This is a genomic window from Citrobacter sp. Marseille-Q5395, assembly GCF_947057495.1.
In the GTDB taxonomy this organism is placed as follows: Bacteria; Pseudomonadota; Gammaproteobacteria; order Enterobacterales; family Enterobacteriaceae; genus Citrobacter; species Citrobacter murliniae.
Genome location: NZ_CAMSEL010000009.1, coordinates 207050 through 226547 on the forward strand (window position 1 = coordinate 207050; position 19498 = coordinate 226547).

Annotated in this window: 20 protein-coding genes; 15 read left to right on the forward strand and 5 right to left on the reverse strand. The window is 50.8% G+C overall.

What is annotated here, in order from left to right:
- Positions 1-97: 97 nt before the first annotated feature.
- From OH663_RS12050 to OH663_RS12085, 8 genes are all read left to right on the forward strand, one after another.
- Entirely contained in the window at positions 98-1048 is a 951-nt protein-coding gene (locus OH663_RS12050; RefSeq protein WP_045440936.1) for a sugar-binding transcriptional regulator, read from the forward strand.
- Positions 1049-1391: 343 nt separating this feature from the next.
- Complete coding sequence (locus tag OH663_RS12055) at positions 1392-2912, forward strand: FGGY family carbohydrate kinase (protein ID WP_263525748.1); 1521 nt, start codon at positions 1392-1394, stop codon at positions 2910-2912.
- A gap of 128 nt (positions 2913-3040) precedes the next feature.
- Positions 3041-3976 carry a D-ribose ABC transporter substrate-binding protein gene (locus tag OH663_RS12060; RefSeq protein ID WP_045440932.1) on the forward strand — a complete coding sequence of 312 codons (936 nt, stop codon included), beginning with the start codon at positions 3041-3043 and terminating at the stop codon, positions 3974-3976.
- Between the two features lie 43 nt (positions 3977-4019).
- On the forward strand, positions 4020-4640 hold the full coding sequence (locus tag OH663_RS12065; protein ID WP_200010487.1) for a DUF2291 family protein: 621 nt from the start codon (positions 4020-4022) through the stop codon (positions 4638-4640).
- Between the two features lies 1 nt (position 4641).
- Complete coding sequence (locus tag OH663_RS12070; protein WP_048221887.1) at positions 4642-6186, forward strand: sugar ABC transporter ATP-binding protein; 1545 nt, start codon at positions 4642-4644, stop codon at positions 6184-6186.
- Positions 6187-6203: 17 nt separating this feature from the next.
- Entirely contained in the window at positions 6204-7271 is a 1068-nt protein-coding gene (locus OH663_RS12075) for an ABC transporter permease (protein ID WP_045440927.1), read from the forward strand.
- Between the two features lie 53 nt (positions 7272-7324).
- Positions 7325-8122: an SDR family oxidoreductase gene (locus OH663_RS12080; RefSeq protein ID WP_200010485.1), complete on the forward strand. Its 798-nt coding sequence runs from the start codon at positions 7325-7327 to the stop codon at positions 8120-8122.
- Positions 8123-8157: 35 nt separating this feature from the next.
- Positions 8158-8943 carry an SDR family oxidoreductase gene (locus tag OH663_RS12085; RefSeq protein WP_200010483.1) on the forward strand — a complete coding sequence of 262 codons (786 nt, stop codon included), beginning with the start codon at positions 8158-8160 and terminating at the stop codon, positions 8941-8943.
- 42 nt (positions 8944-8985) lie between these two features.
- Here the strand turns inward: OH663_RS12085 and OH663_RS12090 are convergent, their stop codons facing one another.
- Positions 8986-9690 carry a GNAT family N-acetyltransferase gene (locus tag OH663_RS12090; RefSeq protein WP_200010481.1) on the reverse strand — a complete coding sequence of 235 codons (705 nt, stop codon included), beginning with the start codon at positions 9688-9690 and terminating at the stop codon, positions 8986-8988.
- A 144-nt stretch (positions 9691-9834) separates the two neighbouring features.
- Here OH663_RS12090 and OH663_RS12095 point away from each other — a divergent pair, with 144 nt between their 5' ends.
- Positions 9835-10953: a YbdK family carboxylate-amine ligase gene (locus OH663_RS12095; protein WP_045440919.1), complete on the forward strand. Its 1119-nt coding sequence runs from the start codon at positions 9835-9837 to the stop codon at positions 10951-10953.
- 64 nt (positions 10954-11017) lie between these two features.
- Positions 11018-11266, forward strand: a complete 249-nt coding sequence (locus OH663_RS12100) for a DUF1158 domain-containing protein (protein ID WP_045440916.1) — start codon at positions 11018-11020, stop codon at positions 11264-11266.
- Positions 11267-11288: 22 nt separating this feature from the next.
- On the opposite strand, the gene OH663_RS12105 is transcribed toward OH663_RS12100, so the two are convergent.
- Positions 11289-11630: a RamA family antibiotic efflux transcriptional regulator gene (locus OH663_RS12105; protein ID WP_045440915.1), complete on the reverse strand. Its 342-nt coding sequence runs from the start codon at positions 11628-11630 to the stop codon at positions 11289-11291.
- Positions 11631-11646: 16 nt separating this feature from the next.
- Positions 11647-12759, reverse strand: coding sequence for an MBL fold metallo-hydrolase (locus OH663_RS12110; protein ID WP_200010480.1), 1113 nt, complete (start codon positions 12757-12759; stop codon positions 11647-11649).
- A gap of 190 nt (positions 12760-12949) precedes the next feature.
- On the opposite strand from OH663_RS12110, the gene OH663_RS12115 reads away from it, so the two are divergent.
- The 3 genes from OH663_RS12115 to nfsB all read left to right on the forward strand — a co-directional run bounded on the left by OH663_RS12115 (position 12950) and on the right by nfsB (position 14673).
- Complete coding sequence (locus OH663_RS12115; RefSeq protein WP_048221892.1) at positions 12950-13531, forward strand: TetR/AcrR family transcriptional regulator; 582 nt, start codon at positions 12950-12952, stop codon at positions 13529-13531.
- Entirely contained in the window at positions 13531-13899 is a 369-nt protein-coding gene (locus tag OH663_RS12120) for an MmcQ/YjbR family DNA-binding protein (RefSeq protein ID WP_045440911.1), read from the forward strand. The genes OH663_RS12115 and OH663_RS12120 overlap by 1 nt, the downstream gene beginning before the upstream one ends.
- A 120-nt stretch (positions 13900-14019) precedes the next feature.
- The gene (gene nfsB, locus OH663_RS12125; RefSeq protein WP_045440910.1) at positions 14020-14673 is read left to right on the forward strand and encodes an oxygen-insensitive NAD(P)H nitroreductase; all 654 of its coding nucleotides are present in this window, start codon (positions 14020-14022) and stop codon (positions 14671-14673) included.
- Between the two features lie 40 nt (positions 14674-14713).
- On the opposite strand, the gene OH663_RS12130 is transcribed toward nfsB, so the two are convergent.
- Positions 14714-15580, reverse strand: coding sequence for a helix-turn-helix transcriptional regulator (locus OH663_RS12130; RefSeq protein WP_048221893.1), 867 nt, complete (start codon positions 15578-15580; stop codon positions 14714-14716).
- 107 nt (positions 15581-15687) lie between these two features.
- On the opposite strand from OH663_RS12130, the gene OH663_RS12135 reads away from it, so the two are divergent.
- On the forward strand, positions 15688-17124 hold the full coding sequence (locus OH663_RS12135) for an MFS transporter (RefSeq protein WP_200010479.1): 1437 nt from the start codon (positions 15688-15690) through the stop codon (positions 17122-17124).
- A gap of 73 nt (positions 17125-17197) precedes the next feature.
- Positions 17198-18442 (forward strand): mechanosensitive ion channel family protein, encoded by a 1245-nt coding sequence (locus OH663_RS12140; protein ID WP_045440904.1) that lies wholly within the window; start codon positions 17198-17200, stop codon positions 18440-18442.
- 3 nt (positions 18443-18445) lie between these two features.
- Here OH663_RS12140 and OH663_RS12145 read toward each other — a convergent pair whose 3' ends face one another.
- Complete coding sequence (locus OH663_RS12145; RefSeq protein WP_045440902.1) at positions 18446-19426, reverse strand: LacI family DNA-binding transcriptional regulator; 981 nt, start codon at positions 19424-19426, stop codon at positions 18446-18448.
- Positions 19427-19498: the final 72 nt, after the last annotated feature.

Consider the following 19498-nt stretch of genomic DNA (forward strand, 5'->3'; position numbering starts at 1 on the left):
AAGTTAGAGCTTTATCACACTTAACTGTCTTCATTTTTCGCGTATGATAAAACACTCTAAGATAATGGCGGTACGTAAATGATTTTCGGGGAAATATATGGCTAAGCAGGATGAACAACGGCTATTGGTTAAAATCGCAACCCTTTACTATCTTGAGGGACGCAAACAATCCGATATTGCTCAGCTTCTCTCGCTTTCTCAGTCGTTTATATCCCGAGCCATCACTCGCTGCCAAAAAGAAGGTGTGGTAAAAATCAGCGTCGTCCAGCCCTCAAATATCTTCCTGAATCTTGAGAAAGGCATCGAAGAACGCTACGGGCTGAAGCAGGCAATTGTGGTGGATACGGAAGAGGATGCCAGTGATTACACCATCAAGCGGGCCATCGGCTCTGCCGCCGCACACTACCTGGAAACACGCTTGCGGCCCAAAGATCTGGTAGGGGTATCTTCATGGAGTTCAACAATCCGCGCCATGGTTGATGAAGTCCACACCCAAAATCTTAAAGCAGGCGGCGTTATTCAACTACTGGGTGGTGTAGGACCTAACGGTAACGTACAGGCTACCATTCTGACACAGACACTTGCTCAACATTTGAACTGTGAAGCCTGGTTACTTCCATCACAAAGCATCGAAGGCTCGGTCGAAGAGAAAAATCGCCTCATCGCCAGTAAAGACGTCGCTGACGTCATTTCTCGCTTCGATAATGTCGATATCGCTATTGTTGGTGTCGGTATTCTGGAACCTTCTCAGTTACTGAAAACCTCAGGTAACTACTATCACGAAGATATGCTGCAAGTCCTGGCCGATCGCGGTGCCGTTGGCGATATTTGTCTGCACTACTATGACAAAAATGGTCAACCGGTATTAACGGATGATGAAGATCCGGTTATCGGTATGGCCCTCGACAAAGTGAAAAAATGTCCGAATGTGGTGGCACTGGCAGGAGGAACGGATAAGGTTGCCGCGATTAAGGGTGCGCTGAATGGCGGCTATATCGACGTTCTGATCACCGACTATCCTACCGCCCGCATGTTGATAACAGGCTAATCTTAACTTCCAACCAGGCCTGTGTGTTGTGAGCACCTGACACAAAGGCCATCATAAAACTCTTTAATTTCAATAAACTGAAAGGATTCACCTTCTCATAATTTTTGCTGCGAGTGGGTATTCCCTGGTCAGGCTAAGTGTGATTACCAGCACAATTGATGATTTTTTCTGTAGCTCAACAGCCAGATTGTGGCTAAGGTATTAAATAAATAATCAATACCGAATATATATTCACAAGTTAAAGATTCGATATGTCACAACTGAACCTGATGAAGTAATGACGCGACAATGAGGGAGAATTTCCCTACAACGCCGGGACGCAATGTGACTCAGGAGATAATCTATGTGTGCAGCGAAGAAAGAGTTCATTATTGCGCTGGATGAAGGCACGACCAATGCGAAAGCAATAGCGCTTGATGATCAGGGCAATGTCGTCGCAAAGTTTTCCCAACCACTGGCCATTCATACTCCGCGAGAAGGTTGGGTTGAACAATCCGGCGAAATGTTGATTGACGCTTCTATTGACGTCATTGCCAAAGCGGTGAATCACGTTGGGGCAGAAAACGTGGCAGCACTGGCGATCAGTAATCAGCGAGAAACCGCGATTGGCTGGTATCGTCATACAGGTAAACCACTGAATTCAGCCATCACCTGGCAATGTACCCGCAGTGCAGCTTACTGCGAGGCACTGCGCCAGGATAATAAAGAGCAGTTGATTAAAACAACGACAGGCCTGCCAATAGCCCCATTGTTCTCAGCATCTAAAATGCGCTGGCTGCTGGAATCGGTGACTGATGGCCCACTGCTCGCGGAACAGGGACTAATTTGTCTTGGAACAATCGATAGCTGGCTGCTGTGGAACTTAACCGGTGGTGAAGCTTTCTCCTGCGACTATTCCAATGCTGCACGCACACAGTTACTCAATCTGCACACCGGAGAGTGGGATGACACCATGCTGTCATTGTTCCATATTCCTCGCACCGCATTGCCGGAAATCAAACCATCGAGCGGGTTATTTGGTCACACCCGTGGACTGAATGGGATCCCGGACGGCATTCCGGTGATGTCGATGGTCGGTGACTCACACGCCGCTTTGTTCGGCCATGCTCTCGGTGAGATGGGATGCGTTAAGGCCACGTACGGCACAGGTTCTTCTGTAATGGCTCCGGTGAAATCCGCGCAGAGTGATATTGGTGCGCTGGCTACCACTATCGCCTGGCACGATGGCGACAGCATCATTTACGGCCTTGAAGGAAATATTCCACACACCGGCGATGCAGTTGCGTGGATGGCGGAAAGCACCGGACTCAGCGAACTGCCTGACGCCGAACTAACTCACGAGCTGAATACCCTTCCAGAGTCTGTTGAATCAACGCTCGGCGTGTACTTTGTCCCTGCCCTCACCGGGCTAGGCGCGCCCTGGTGGAATGACAGCGCCCGCGGCGTTATCTGCGGACTCAGTCGGGGTGTAAAGCGGGCGCATTTAATTCGCGCCGCGCTCGAGTCGATTACTTACCAAATCGCCGACGTCGTGGTCACTATGCAACAGCATAATGATTTTAGCCTGTCAGCATTGATGGTTGATGGCGGACCAACCAGGAATGACTGGTTAATGCAATATCAGGCAGATCTATTGGGTTGCCCCGTGATGCGCAGCGATGTACCGGAACTTTCGGCCATTGGCGCAGCATTACTGGCGCGTAAAGCACTTCACCCTGGATCGCTCACTGATTTAAAAGCCTTTTTAACCGTACACAGCAAATTTCAGCCCGACATGGCCCGTCATCACCGTCTGCAAAAAAGGTGGCAAGAATGGCGTCATGCGGTAGACAGAACATTATGGAAACCGGCCTCGTCCGTCTGACGCCTTACCAGGGAAAATACGTGACGATTTTTTACCAACGATAAAAGGAGAACTCCGGCCCATAAAAGAATTAAGGCTTTACGTTGTTTCACCGTACCCGACAATAACAACACAGAGAGAACATTGTCATGAAATTACGTTTAACGCTGCTCACCGCTGCAACCCTGACTGCTTTGTCTTTTACTGCCCATGCCGCAGATAAAGGGACAATCATGATTATGGTTAACTCACTGGATAACCCTTATTACGCCTCTGAGGCAAAAGGTGCCAGTGAAAAAGCGCAAGAGTTAGGTTACAAAACCACGATTCTTTCGCACAGTGAAGATGTTAAAAAACAGAATGAATTAATCGATACCGCCATCGGCAAAAAAGTCCAGGGTATTGTGCTGGATAATGCAGACTCAACCGCCAGTGTTGCGGCAATTGAAAAAGCAAAAAAAGCAGGTATTCCTGTCATATTAATCAACAGGGAAATTCCGGTTGATGATGTTGCGCTTGTACAAATCACCCATAATAACTTCCAGGCTGGTTCTGAAGTGGCCAACGTATTTGTTGAGAAGATGGGCGAAAAAGGCAAATATGCCGAATTGACCTGTAACCTGGCTGATAATAACTGCGTTACTCGCTCTAAGTCCTTCCACCAGGTTATTGATCAGTTCCCGGACATGACCAGCGTCGCCAAACAGGATGCAAAAGGTACGCTTATCGACGGTAAACGTATTATGGACAGCATTCTGCAGGCACATCCGGACGTTAAAGGTGTCATCTGCGGTAACGGTCCTGTAGCGCTTGGCGCCATCGCCGCGCTCAAAGCAGCCAACCGTAGCGACGTTATTGTCGTTGGCATTGATGGCAGCAACGACGAACGCGATGCGGTAAAAGCAGGAACACTACAAGCCACGGTGATGCTTCAGGCTCAGGCGATCGCTGCACAGGGCGTCACGGACCTGGATAACTACCTGCAAAATGGCGTAAAACCAGCTAAACAACGCGTCATGTTCCGCGGCATTCTCATCACTAAAGATAACGCAGATAAAGTACAGGATTTCAATATCAAATCCTGATCTCGGGTTATTGCGCCTCTCGCGAGGCGCAAAGGAGAATATTATGACTAAAAAAGCCTGGCTGGCGCTGGCCGTATTGACCGTCGGAGGATGTCGCATCGTCTCTCAGCAAGAGCTGGCGGATCTCAAATCTCCACCAAACCCAAATATGGCGAATATAGACCAAACGTGGCAAAGCAAAATTGTCCCACAAATTGTTGGACAGGCTCGTCCGGTAGCTGAATTAATGGCCGCGTTGCAAACCGAGCCAGACATTGATAGCGCCTGTAAAAATCTTGGCTACCGTTCCCAGGAAGAAAACCCCTGTATCTTTTACGTGAAAGTAGAGGGGCCAATTAGTCATCTTGATACCACTTCCCGCAGTGGAAAAATGACTATCACGGATAAAAGCGGCAGCAATATTATCGTACAGATAGGCCCAACCCTGCGTGGTACGCAATTACGCGATGCCTATAAAGGTGCCAGCTATGGCGACTTCAACGACCAGGTATTATTTGGCGAATATGGTCGGGCCATTAACGAACAAGCGATAAAGATGATTCAAGCGTCGCAACTTAAAACTGGTGAATTAACACAAGTCTATGGTGTTTTTTCTGCATGGGATATTCCGCAAACGCTCCCGGATATTACACCGGCAAAAATAGAAAAGATGAGGGGACAGTAAAATGCAACAGCAAGATATCGTCGCTCCCCATCCAGTCGAATCAGAAGTTATTATCGAAACCCGCGATCTGTCACGCGTCTACCCTGGGGTAGTCGCATTAGATAGCGTTAATTACCGGGTATATCGTAATAAAGTAAACGTGCTGATCGGAGAAAATGGTGCCGGTAAATCCACCATGATGAAAATGCTTGCTGGTGTTGAAAGCCCATCGTCCGGTCAAATCTATCTGGACGGCAAGCCAGTTTCCCTGAACTCAACTCATCAGGCTGAAAAACAGGGTATTAGCATTATTTTCCAGGAATTGAATCTATTCCCAAATATGAACGTCATGGACAACATCTTCATGGCTAATGAGTTCTTTCAGAAAGGGAGAATTAACGAAAAGTACCAGTATGCATTGGCTAAATCTTTACTGGAAAGACTTGAGCTGGAAGTTGATCCGTATACGCCCCTGGATGAACTCGGGATTGGCCACCAGCAACTGGTTGAGATTGCCCGTGCCCTTTCAAAAGATACGCGCGTTCTAATTATGGACGAACCAACGTCAGCCCTCAGCCAGTCTGAGGTAAAGGTGTTGTTCAATGTGATTGAGCAGCTCAAGCGGCGTGGCGTTACCATCATCTATATATCTCATCGTCTTGAAGAACTGATGGAAATTGGTGACTACATCACTATCTTCCGTGATGGTCGATTTATCAGTGAAAGAACGGTCAGCGATGCCAGCATTCCATGGATCATTGAGCAAATGGTTGGCGATAAGAAAAAACATTTCGATTATCAGCCTGCACCAAAAGGTGACACGATCCTTTCTGTTCAGGGACTCACAGCGCTCCATCCCAGCGGCGGCTATAAGCTCAATGACGTAACATTTAGCTTAAGTAAAGGTGAAGTGATTGGAATCTACGGTCTGCTGGGCGCAGGACGTACAGAACTGTTCAAAGGCCTGGTTGGACTGATGCCTTGCCAGAGTGGGAATGTTCAGCTCAACGGTGAATGCATTAATAAAGCCCACTTTCAGTCCCGACTGAAAAAAGGGCTGGCGCTGGTACCAGAAGACAGACAGGGCGAAGGAGTCATTCAGATGATGTCAATTCAGTCCAACATGACGCTGTCTGACTTCAGCCTGAAAGGATTTCGCCGTGCCTGGAAATGGCTCAACCCGCATAAAGAACAGGCCAGCGTGAAGAATATGATCCAGCAGCTGGCCATCAAAGTCAGCGATCCCGAGCTGCCTATCACCTCATTGAGTGGAGGCAACCAGCAAAAGGTTGTGCTCGGCAAAGCATTAATGACGCAACCACAAGTGGTCTTCCTCGATGAACCTACTCGCGGCATCGATGTAGGCGCCAAAACTGACGTATATCACCTTATCGGCAAAATGGCTCAGCAAGGGCTGGCGGTGATGTTCTCCTCATCAGAGCTGGACGAAGTGATGGCGCTGGCGGACCGCATTCTGGTGATGGCCGATGGCCGCATTACCGCAGATGTCCCTCGCCATGCGGTCACTCGCGAGAAATTGATCGCAGCTTCTACACCTCAAGATTAATCAGGCTGGAATCCATCATGAACCAGAAATATATGATTTATATGTACCTGCTGAAGGCCAGAACGTTTATCGCTCTGCTGCTGGTGATCGCATTCTTCAGCGTGATGGTACCGAATTTCCTGACCACATCTAACCTGCTGATTATGACCCAGCATGTTGCGATCACCGGGTTACTGGCGATTGGTATGACGCTGGTGATCCTGACAGGAGGCATTGATCTGTCAGTCGGAGCCGTCGCCGGGATCTGCGGCATGGTCGCCGGAGCCTTGCTTACCAATGGACTGCCCATCTGGGGCGGCAATATCCTCTTTTTCAACGTGCCAGAAGTTATTCTCTTTGTCGCTATCTTCGGCATCATTGTTGGATTTGTTAACGGCGCGGTAATCACTCGCTTCGGAGTTGCCCCCTTTATCTGTACCCTCGGCATGATGTACGTCGCCAGGGGTTCCGCCTTGCTGTTTAATGACGGTAGCACCTACCCCAACCTTAACGGTATAGAAGCACTGGGTAACACGGGATTTGCCACGCTGGGTTCAGGCACGCTACTGGGGATTTATCTGCCCATCTGGTTGATGATTGCTTTCCTGATATTGGGCTATTGGATCACCACCAAAACCCCGCTTGGTCGCTATATCTACGCTATCGGGGGGAACGAATCTGCTGCGCGCCTGGCTGGCGTACCTATCGTAAAAGCGAAAATCTTCGTGTACGCCTTCTCCGGGTTGTGTGCCGCTTTTGTCGGTCTGATTGTGGCATCGCAACTGCAAACTGCACATCCTATGACCGGAAACATGTTTGAAATGGATGCCATTGGAGCCACCGTCCTGGGCGGAACCGCTCTTGCTGGCGGACGCGGACGGGTATCTGGCTCCATTATCGGTGCCTTTGTAATCGTCTTTCTGGCGGATGGCATGGTGATGATGGGTGTCAGCGATTTCTGGCAAATGGTGATTAAAGGCGTTGTTATCGTCACTGCTGTGGTCGTCGACCAGTTCCAGCAAAAGCTACAGAACAAGGTCATTCTGATGCGTCGCCATGAAGAAAAGCAGACGGCGGCACCCTCGGCAAACACGATATCCAGCTAATCAGCATCATTCCGCCGGGCATCTGATGCCCGGCTTATACAGGGGAAAGAAATATGCAACGTGATTTTCATGGTAAGACAATCGTCATCACAGGCGCATGCCGGGGAATTGGAGCCGGTATCGCCGAACGTTTCGCCCGAGACGGCGCAAATCTGGTGATGGTATCCAATGCCGAACGTGTCCACGAAACGGCTGAACAACTGCGTCATCGTTACCAGGCCGACATTCTGTCTTTGCAGGTTGATGTCACCAATGAGGCGCAGGTGCAATCACTGTATGAACAGGCCGCCGCGCGCTTTGGCACCATTGATGTATCCATCCAGAACGCAGGTGTTATCACTATCGATTATTTCGACCGCATGCCGAAAGCGGATTTCGAAAAGGTCCTCGCCGTAAACACTACCGGTGTGTGGCTCTGCTGCAGGGAAGCCGCAAAATATATGGTTAAACAAAACCAGGGCTGCCTGATTAACACGTCCTCCGGTCAGGGACGCCAGGGTTTTATCTACACCCCGCATTATGCCGCCAGCAAGATGGGCGTGATCGGTATTACTCAAAGCCTGGCGCATGAGCTGGCACCGTGGAATATCACCGTCAATGCTTTCTGCCCGGGAATTATCGAAAGTGAAATGTGGGATTACAACGACCGCGTATGGGGAGAGATCCTTAGTACCGATGAAAAACGCTATGGTAAAGGTGAACTGATGGCGGAATGGGTTGAAGGCATTCCCATGAAACGAGCGGGCAAACCTGAGGATGTCGCCGGACTGGTCGCTTTCCTGGCCTCTGACGATGCTCGTTATCTCACCGGACAAACCATCAATATCGATGGCGGCCTGATTATGTCGTAACGCCCGCAAGGGTATTCGCAGGGAGAGTCATCACTATGATCGCAAAAGATTTTGCTCAACAACTGTTTAACCTTGAAGGGCGCGTCGCTTTCGTGACCGGCGCAGGCAGCGGTATTGGTCAGACTATCGCGTATGCCCTCGCCAGTGCGGGTGCTAGCGTAGTTTGCTTTGACTTGCGCGAAGACGGCGGACTAAAAGAGACCGTCAATAATATCGAAGCAATTGGCGGGCAGGCAGCACTCTATTCGGGCGATGTCCGGCAGCTTAACGACCTGCGCGCCGCAGTTGCGCTGGCGAAAGAGCAATTCGGTCGTCTGGATATTGCAGTGAATGCGGCAGGTATCGCTAACGCCAATCCCGCGCTGGAAATGGAGAGCGAGCAGTGGCAACGCGTAATTGACATCAATCTCACCGGCGTATGGAACTCCTGTAAAGCCGAAGCAGAATTGATGATTGAATCCGGCGGCGGTTCGATCATCAACATCGCTTCCATGTCCGGGATTATCGTTAACCGGGGACTTGAACAGGCGCATTACAACAGTTCCAAAGCAGGCGTCATTCATCTCTCAAAAAGCCTGGCGATGGAGTGGATTGAAAAAGGTATTCGCGTGAACTCAATCAGCCCAGGCTATACCGCCACGCCGATGAATACCCGTCCGGAGATGGTTCATCAGACACGGGAATTTGAAAGCCAGACGCCCATTCAGCGAATGGCTAAGGTGGAAGAAATGGCAGGCCCGGCGTTATTTCTTGCCAGCGATGCCGCCTCATTTTGCACCGGTGTAGATCTGGTGGTGGACGGCGGCTTTATCTGTTGGTAAATGCCAATTCGCCCGCAGATATCACAAACTGCGGGCGTTAACTTAAATCGCTCTACATGCCACCAGCGTTTTTCGCTGTCGCCCTTTTTCGTCAAAGTTTTCCGGGGCCAGCCAGCGCTGCAAAACGGCGTCACATTGCGGCCACTCGCCGTCAATCATCGATAGCCAGTCGCTGTCGCGATTGCGTCCCTTACGCACAATCTTCTGCCGAAAGCGTCCTTCGTGAACAAACCCTAAACGCTCCGCCGCCCGACGGGACGCGACATTCAGCGAGTCACATTTCCACTCCACGCGACGGTAGCCCATAGCAAATGCCTGGTTCAGCAACAGCCAGATGGTTTCGGTGCCCAGCACCGTATTTTTCATGCGTGGCGACCATGTCACATGACCAATTTCCACCGAGCCGTTTACAAGATCGATCGCCATAAAACACACCAGACCCACGGCACGTCCTGAGCGTAAATCAATCACCGCATAGGGAACCAGCGACGCATCTGTTGATTTCCCCATAATCCAGCGCACGGTCTCCTCAACGTTCGATGGACGTGTGCTGGCAAGCCAGGTCCAGTCACGTTCATCAGGAGCCTGCGCGTAGGCGTCAAACAGATCGGCTGCATGGCTGTCGGCATCCAAAGGCTCAAGACGGCAATAATGCCCTTCCAGCAAAATCCGAGTCAGTGCTGACGCGCCATTCCAGTCTGGAAGTGCGTCTCCTACCGTCTGCCCATAAACATTTATTTCCGGCACAGTTCACCCCTGTATAAAAAGTAAAAAACAGTTATAGCATCGGCCATTTTACGGTCAAAGCGCAGGTGCGCGATTTCTGACACTGAACGAAGAACCCCCTGCCCTTCTATACTGATTAAAAATCAACGCAGAAGGGAAAGCGCTATGTCACTACCCGATTTTCACGTCTCCGAACCGTTTACGTTAGGGATTGAACTGGAAATGCAGGTGGTCAACCCTCCAGGTTTCGATCTGAGTCAGGACTCTTCTCGGCTGATCGACGATGTTAAACCACAACTCACCGCCGGAGAGGTGAAACACGATATCACCGAAAGTATGCTGGAGATGGCGACCGGCGTCTGTCGCAACATTGATCAGGCAGCGGCGGAATTTTCCACTATGCAGCAGGTCATTATGCGATCTGCCGGTAAATACCACCTCGAAATTTGCGGCGGGGGTACACATCCCTTTCAAAAGTGGCAGCGCCAGGAAGTGTGTGATGACGAGCGCTACCGGCGTAACCTGGAAAACTTTGGCTATCTCATTCAGCAGGCGACTGTGTTTGGTCAGCATGTCCACGTTGGCTGTGAAAACGGTGATGACGCGATTTACCTCCTGCACGGCCTGTCGCGGTTTGTTCCCCATTTTATTGCACTCTCAGCCGCCTCACCTTACATGCAGGAAGCCGACACACGATTTGCCTGCGCGCGCCTTAATATTTTCTCCGGATTTCCCGATAACGGCCCCATGCCATGGGTTAAAACCTGGCAGGAATTTGAAGGACTGTTTCGCCGACTGTCCTGGACCAGCATGATTGACAGCATTAAAGATCTGCACTGGGATATCCGCCCAAGCCCACACTTTGGCACAGTAGAAGTTCGGGTGATGGACACCCCGCTGACCCTTGACCATGCCGTTAATATGGCAGGATTAATTCAGGCCACCTCCCACTGGTTATTAACCGAACGTCCGTTCAAACACCAGGAGCGTGATTACCTGCTTTACAAATTTAATCGTTTTCAGGCCTGCCGTTTTGGTATGGATGGGGTATTAACCGATGTGAACACCGGGGATCATCATCGTCTGGCGGATGACACGCTACGGCTGCTGGAAAACGTTGCATCCTCGGCGAAAAAAGTGGGCGCTACCAGCGCGATTACCGCCCTACGACAGCAGGTGAAAAATGGTCATAATGAAGCGCAACAGATGCGTGATTTCGTCGCGAAAGGCGGGTCATTAAGCGGTCTGGTGAAGAAACATTGTGAGATCTGGTCTGGGCTTTAAGCAGGGTTTGCGTTAGCGGAAGATATCCCGGACAATGGGTTTTTAACTCAAGTTTAACAATGTTATGAAACACCCGCTTGAATCACTAATGACCGCCGCCGGGATCCTGCTGATGGCGTTTCTTTCCTGCCTGCTGCTACCTGCGCCCTCGCTCGGCCTGGTGCTGGCACAAAAGTTCGTCGCCGCCTTTCATTTAATGGATCTCAATCAGTTTTATACTTTGCTGTTTTGTCTGTGGTTTTTACTGCTGGGGGTGATTGAGTATTTTGTTCTGCGCTTCATCTGGCGACGCTGGTTCTCGCTGGCAGATTAATCCCGCGAGAACCCTTGCTGCGCTAGTGGGTGCGACTGTGATTTTCTTTACGATAAGCGCCGGGCGGCTGGCTAAACGTACGAGTGAAAATCCGTGTAAAAGTCTGTTGTGAATCGAAGCCATACTTCAGACAAATATCGTACACCTTCTGGTCGGTATCACGCAGGTCACGCGCCGCCAGTAATAGCTTACGTTCACGGATGTAACGCCCGAGGCTTTCACCTTTGTACTGCATAAACAAACGCTGCAAGTGCCATTTTGAATATCCCGCGTGGCGGGCAATATCATCAATGCGCAATGGTTGATTTAAATTATCATCAATCCATTCGACAATTGTTTCGATAACCTGAGCAGAAATCGTCATCGTCATCTCCCTGTGTTCATTGGGCCGTTTGCTGCCACCAGGCCGTAAACTGTTGGTCTGGTTCGGACAGTACTACCTGCTCACCCAGCATAGGCGTCAGCAAACGGTAATCTTTGAGGCGACTGGCAAGCGCCAGGCGTTTGTAGGGATCGTCCCAGGTGTGTTTTGCCAGAACGAAGCGACCGGCATGTCCCGGTAAAACGGCTTTCGCACGGAGATCCGCTGCCGCCTGCGCAGTCTCTTCCGGCATCATGTGGATAAACTTCCAGTCCTGGTCATATTGACCATTTTCCATGATGGCTAAATCGACCGTACCAAACTGCTCGCCAATCGCTTTAAAATGCGGTCCGTAGCCGGAGTCTCCGCTGTAATAAACGTTCTGTTCTGGCGTTTCAAACATGAAACTTGCCCACAGCGTTTGATTACGTTTAATGCCTCTCCCCGAAAAATGGCGCGCCGGCAGTACATGGACAATCAGTGAATCAGTCACTCTGACGGACTGATTCCAGTCACGCTCCTCTATTATCTCGCTGTTCATTCCCCAGTAACGCAGGTGTGAACCAACGCCAAGCGGGGTAATCACCCGTTTAATCTTTGGCATCAACGCCTTGATGGTTGCATGATCCAGATGGTCATAGTGGTCATGTGAGATGATCAGCAAATCGATTTCCGGCATGTTCTGCGCCGTCCACGGGTAATCCCCGACAAAGGCTTTATTCAGAAACGAAAACGGCGCTGCGTAATTGCTGAACACCGGATCAATAAGGATTCGTTGGCCAGCCAACTGTAAGTACCACGAGGAGTGGCCCAGCCAGACCAGGGTATCTTGCTCCGGTGATAAACTCGCGAGATGGGTCGCCACCAGCGGTAGCGGCTGTGCAGGCCGCGCATTTTCACGTTTAGCAACCAGAAACTCCCACCACGCCGCCAGCATACTTTTGTTGCCGGTATAGCCCGGTGTAGGCACCTGGTTATGAAACTGTCCATCACGATAGTGTGGCGACTGTTCAACCTGGCTTAGTTGTGCCCCTTGCGGCGCCTGACCAAATCCAGCATTGAGTACGAATGGTAAACTTGCAGTAGCGGCAATGAGCATAATAACAACCACACAAACTGTGAGACGCTTCATATCCTGACCTTAAACGCGCCTCCTTTCCGTTGGTTTGCGCGACTGACTCTTGATTATGAGTGAGTAAGCACTCATTATAGAAATCGAAAGTTCGCCGTCAAGATGATTTTCAATCTTTGACATTCGCCGTTGCGGTACTGCAAAGGCCGTGATTCAATCGTGTTTTTTACAGACTTAAGGGTAAAGTGTAGTGGCTCGTCCGAAGAGTGAAGACAAAAAAATGGCATTACTGGAAGCTGCAACCACAGCATTTGCACAATCTGGCATTGCGGCCTCTACCGCCGTCATTGCCCGTAATGCAGGGGTTGCGGAGGGAACGTTGTTTCGCTATTTCGCGACAAAAGATGATCTCATCAACGAGCTTTATCTCTATCTAAAGCACGATCTCTGTCAGTCGATGATGGCTAATCTGGACCGTTCGGTGACCGATGCCAAAACTATGACTCACTACATCTGGAACAGCTACATTAGCTGGGGTTTGAATCACACTACCGGGCACCGTACCATTCGCCAGCTTGCCGTCAGCGAGAAAATCTCCAAAGAAACCGAACAACAGGCTGACGATATGTTCCCGGAACTACGCGATCTTTGTCATCGCTCCGTGCGGCCCGAGTTCATGTCTGACGAGTATCGCGCCTTCGGCGACGGGCTTTTTCTGTCGCTGGCGGAAACAACAATGGAATTCGCCGCCCGCGATCCTGCCCGTGCAAATGAATACATTGCTATGGGATTTGAAGCTATGTGGCGTGCGCTCACCCGCGAGGAAAAATAATGGACGGTCAGACATTACACGCTTGTGCGAAACGTGTTGCGCTTGAACTCCCTTTTACCGAGCTCTGCTGGCCATTCGGCCCTGAGTTTGACGTCTTTAAGGTCGGCGGCAAGATTTTTATGATTGTCTCCGAGCAACGCGGACGCCCTCTGGTCAACCTGAAGTCTGAACCGCAAAAATCGCTGTTAAATCAGCAGATTTACCGCAGCATCGAGCCAGGCTATCACATGAATAAAAAGCACTGGATCTCGGTCTATCCTGGTGACGATATTAGCGAGTCATTACTAACAGAGCTGGTGAATGACTCATGGCATCGGGTTGTTGACGGTCTTCCTAAACGGGATCAAAAACGCCTGCGCCCCACCTGATTTATCGTTAGCGCCGATAAGTGTTTTTGCATTTTTCCGTCTTATCTTTTTTTCGCTAACCCTGTACCCTGCTGAAACTAAAACGCACCCGCAGGGTACGAAAAACCACCAGGAGTTTTTATGGATATTGTTTCTGTCGCCTTAAAACGTTACTCCACTAAGGCATTCGATCCGAGTAAAAAACTGACCGCTGAGCAGGCAGAAAAATTAAAAACGCTGCTGCAGTTCAGTCCGTCCAGCACCAACTCCCAGCCGTGGCATTTCATCGTTGCCAGCACTGACGAAGGGAAAGCGCGCGTAGCAAAATCCGCCGCCGGTAACTTTGTGTTCAACGAGCGTAAAATGCTTGATGCTTCTCACGTCGTGGTGTTCTGCGCCAAAACAGCTATGGACGACGCGTGGTTGGAGCGTGTCGTGGATCAAGAAGAGATCGATGGTCGTTTTGCGACCCCGGAAGCCAAGGCGGCTAACCACAAAGGGCGCACATTCTTTGCTGACATGCACCGCAAAGAGCTCAAAGATGACAACCACTGGATGGCAAAACAGGTGTACCTGAACGTAGGTAACTTCCTGTTGGGCGTTGCGGCGATGGGCCTGGATGCCGTGCCGATCGAAGGTTTTGATGCCGCAGTTCTCGACGCAGAGTTTGGCCTGAAAGAAAAAGGCTACACCAGCGTGGTTATCGTCCCGGTGGGCCACCACAGCGTAGAGGACTTCAACGCCGCACTGCCAAAATCACGCCTGCCACAGGAAACAACGCTGACGGAAGTCTGATTTCCCCATACAGCCCGGGAGGCTTACGCCATCGGGCTTTTTACTGCTTATCCAGCCACGCTAATGCTTGCTCCCCGGCTGCATCCATCGGTAAATAAACCAGCAGTCGCGAACCGTTACGAGGTGCTGAATACCAGTACATCTGCTGCAAACTAAAACGCCCCAACTGCGGATGGTGAAAATTTTTCACCTGATTTTCCACGCCCCGAACCTCATAACGCTGATGCCACAACGCTTCGAACTCAGAAGACGCGGCAAAAAAACGCGCCAATTTATTCTCCCAGATCGGATCGCCCCGATGCTCCGCCATTGCTGCACGAAAGTACGAGACAAACGTCGGTAATACATCGCAATTTTCGATACGGCTTCGCCAGGTTTCATTGGTGAGATAGAGGTAAATACAGTTGCGGTCTTCGTCCGGAAGCGTAGCAAAATCAATCCCCATTAAGCGGCAAAAACTGTCATTCCACGCCACAATGTCAAAACTGGGTTTCTGGATGCTGGCAGGCTGCGGCATCAGACTGTCTAGCATCCGCCGGGTGCCTGGACTGATGCCTTCACACACCGTAGCCGCCGTCGATTCCGGCGGTGTCAATCCTGCCAGCACAAACAGGTGACGAGTTTCCAGAGGGCTGCATTGCAGTGCATTCGCCACGCTCAGCAGTACCGTTTGCGACGGGTTCACCTCGCGCCCCTGCTCCAACCAGGTGTACCAGGTTACACCAACATTAGCCAGCATCGCGACCTCTTCGCGGCGCAGGCCGGGTGTTCGCCGCCGCCCGACTCTCGGCAGCCCCAGTCGTTGCGGGTCAAGGCTTTCTCGTCGCGCACGCAAAAACGCACCGAGCTGTTTGCGGCTGTCATCAGGAAGGATAGCCACAGATTCAGGTTGTGCCATTACCGCCATATACACTCCAGCATGGTAGTACCAATACCCGTATAACCAGGAACTGGTACCCGTTTAATTATTCAGTGATGCTACGTCCATCTGCTGAATGACGCAATGGAGTTACCATGAATACCTCAGTTGTTTCACCCGGTCGCGTAGGGTTACTGCTGTTACTCACAGGCCAAATGCTGCCGCTTATTGATACATCAATTACCAATGTCGCGTTGGATTCCATTACGCAGTCGCTACAGGCTACCACGACCCAGCTTGAGTTGATTGTTGCCTTGTACGGTGTGACCTTCGCCGTCAGTCTGGCGTTAGGAAGCAAACTCGGCGATAACTACGGTCGCCGCCGCCTGTTTATGTGGGGCGTCGTCGTGTTTGGGTTAGCATCCCTGTTTTGCGGTTTGGCAAACTCCATAGACATGTTACTGAGTGCCCGTGTTTTACAAGGTGCGGGGGCTGCGCTAATCGTACCGCAGATTCTCGCCACCCTTCACGTCACGTTGAAAGGTACAGCACATGCGCGAGCCATCAGTTTGTACGGGGGTATTGGCGGTATCGCTTTTATCGTAGGCCAGATGGGTGGGGGATGGTTAGTTTCAGCAGATATTGCCGGACTGGGCTGGCGCAACGCGTTTTTTATTAATGTCCCGATCTGCCTGTTGGTGCTGATTTTCAGCCGCCGTTATGTCCCCGAAACTACCCGAGAAACCCGGGCCGATATTGACTGGCTGGGAACCACCGGTCTGGCAGCTATCCTCTGTTGCCTCCTTTTTCCGATGGCATTAGGCCCGGAAACCGGCTGGCCATGGCAGACACAGGTAGCACTTGTCGCGATCCTGCCGTTGGGGTGGTGGATGCGGAGCAATGCATTACACCAGGAACAACGTCAGCAACAGCCTCTTTTGCCACCACGCCTGTTGAGGCTCAGCAGCATCCGGTTCGGTGTCCTGATTGCATTACTGTTTTTTAGCGCCTGGTCAGGTTTTATGTTCTGCATGGCTCTGACCCTGCAAGCAGGTCTTGGTATGGCACCGTGGGAATCCGGCAACAGCTTTATTGCCCTCGGCGCGGCCTATTTTATCTCAGCGTGTTATGCGCCGCGATTGATTGCCCGCTATAGCACAGGGCGTATTCTGTTAACCGGCCTGGTCATTCAAATTACAGGATTAACAGGGCTCATACTGACCTTCTGGCATTCGGGCCTGCAAACTTCAGTGTTCACGCTGATCCCGGCGACAGCGCTTATCGGTTACGGCCAGGCGCTGATTGTGAACAGTTTTTATCGCATCGGTATGCGCGATATCACCACACATGATGCTGGTGCCGGAACGACCATTTTGAGTACGCTACAGCAGGCTACACTCGGGCTCGGCCCCGCCGTGTTAGGCGCGTTGTTTTTGCATCTGCAGCAGCATAACCACGGTGATTACACGCGGTCGGTTATCGGTTTTTTGGCCGTCGAAGCCGCAATGATGATTGTTCTGCTTCTGGCAACGTTATTTTTCCGTCGCACGCTGAATGTCGTACAACCCCGTGCCTGTGTCGCCTCAAAATAGAGAGTGAGGAGTACGCATTTGCATAACCTCTGCACAGCGGTCATCATAGACCGCTGTTTATTAAGGAGACGTTATGCAGGAATTGATATCTCAGGTAGAAGAACTCGGCATTGAAATGAATCACACCACTTCGCTGGTGATGATTTTTGGCATTATTTTTATCACCGCCATTATTGTTCACGTTATTTTGCACTGGGTGGTACTACGCGCATTTGAAAAACGTGCCAACGCCAGCTCCCGTCTGTGGCTACAAATCATCACGCAGAACAAATTATTTCATCGTCTGGCGTTTACGCTGCAAGGTATCATCGTCAATATCCAGGCTGCTCTCTGGTTACAAAAAGGAAGCGAAGCCGCCGAAATATTAGTGACCTGCGCACAGCTGTGGATCATGATGTACGCTCTGCTATCCTTATTCTCCCTGCTGGACGTTATTCTCAATCTGTCGCAGAAACTCCCTGCCGCATCACAGCTACCGTTAAAAGGTATATTTCAGGGCATCAAGTTAATCGGTGCAATTATCATCGGTATTTTGATGATTTCCCTGTTAATTGGCCAGTCACCAGCAATACTCATTAGTGGCTTAGGTGCAATGGCCGCCGTCTTAATGCTGGTATTTAAAGATCCAATCCTCGGTCTGGTCGCCGGAATACAACTTTCCGCCAACGATATGCTCAAACTGGGCGACTGGCTGGAAATGCCGAAATACGGCGCAGATGGCGCGGTGATCGATATCGGTTTAACCACTGTCAAAGTACGTAACTGGGATAATACCATTACCACTATTCCAACCTGGTCGCTGGTATCGGACTCCTTTAAAAACTGGAGCGGGATGTCAGCGTCCGGCGGTCGCCGAATTAAACGCAGCATCAATATTGATGCCACCAGCATTCATTTTCTCGATGAGGATGAACGCCAGCGACTGCATAAAGCGCACTTGCTTAAACCGTATTTAACGACACGCCATCAGGAAATTAATGAATGGAACCAGCAGTTAGATGCGCCTGAATCCGTACTAAATCACCGTCAGATGACCAATATCGGGACGTTTCGCGCCTATCTGAACGAATATTTACGTCACCATCCACGCATCCGCAAAGATATGACGTTGATGGTTCGCCAGTTGGCCCCGGACGATCACGGTTTACCTATTGAGATTTATGCCTTCACCAATACGGTAGTGTGGCTGGAATACGAAAGTATTCAGGCTGATATCTTCGACCATATTTTTGCCGTGGTCGAAGAGTTTGGTTTACGCATTCATCAGTCCCCTACCGGGAATGATATTCGTGCGCTGTCAGGCGCATTTCAGCGGTAGTCCTCAGGTGCTGGCGCGTGAAATATAGCGCCAGTCCATCATGACCCTTTCGGCAGGGGCATCTGGATTTTCAATTCTATTTAGCAATAACCCTACCGCCTTGCGGCCAATATCGCGCGAGGGTTGCTCAATGGTCGTAAGCTGTGGGGAGACCATTTCCGCCAGTTCCGTGCCGTCAAATCCAACCACGGCAATGTCCTGTGGGATCTGTAACCCGGCGTTGATAATCGCGCGCATGGCTCCGGCTGCCAGCGTGTCGGACACGGCAAATACCGCATCGGGTTTCACCTCTGCCGCCAGTAAGGTTTCCATCGCGGCAATACCAGCGCTGGAACTTAATTCACTGGCGTACTCCACCGCCTGATACTCAAGCGACAGCGCATGCAGCGCCGCTTTGTATCCCCGTTCACGCAAACGCGCGTATTTATAGCTCAGATCATGGTTGATCAACGCAATGCGCCGGTAGCCCTTGTCCACCAGATGCGATATCACCGACTGCGCGGCATCCACATCGTTGATACCCACACAGGAAACCGCACCTTTATCGGCATATTCCGCACACTGCACCCAGGGCGCATCGCCAATCAACGTAGTCAGTTCTGGTAATTTAGAAAACGCATCCATGGTGATGATGCCGTCAACGATTTTACCTGACAGCAGTTTCAGTGCTGATTTCGAGCGGGCCGTATCAGAGCCAGAATTACACAGCAAAATGCGATAGCCGTTCTTCTCAGCCTCCTCCTCAATGCCTTTCACCACCTCGGCACAAAAAGGGTTGGCTATGTTGGAGACCATCACCAGGATCATCGAGCTTCGTGCCGTGCGTAGTTGGCGGGCAAGCAGGTTGGGCTGATAATTGCTTTCCTTGATAGCCTGTAGCACGCGCTCGCGGTTTTTGGCTTTGACGGTATCACTGTTATTCAGCACTCGTGATACCGTCGCCACCGATACACCGGCAAGCTGGGCGATTTTTTGAATAGACATAACGACGACACATCCTGCGGTTTTCGCTTTGCGTTGAGGCTACCATAAAATCACCGCCCGGCGAACCGGGTG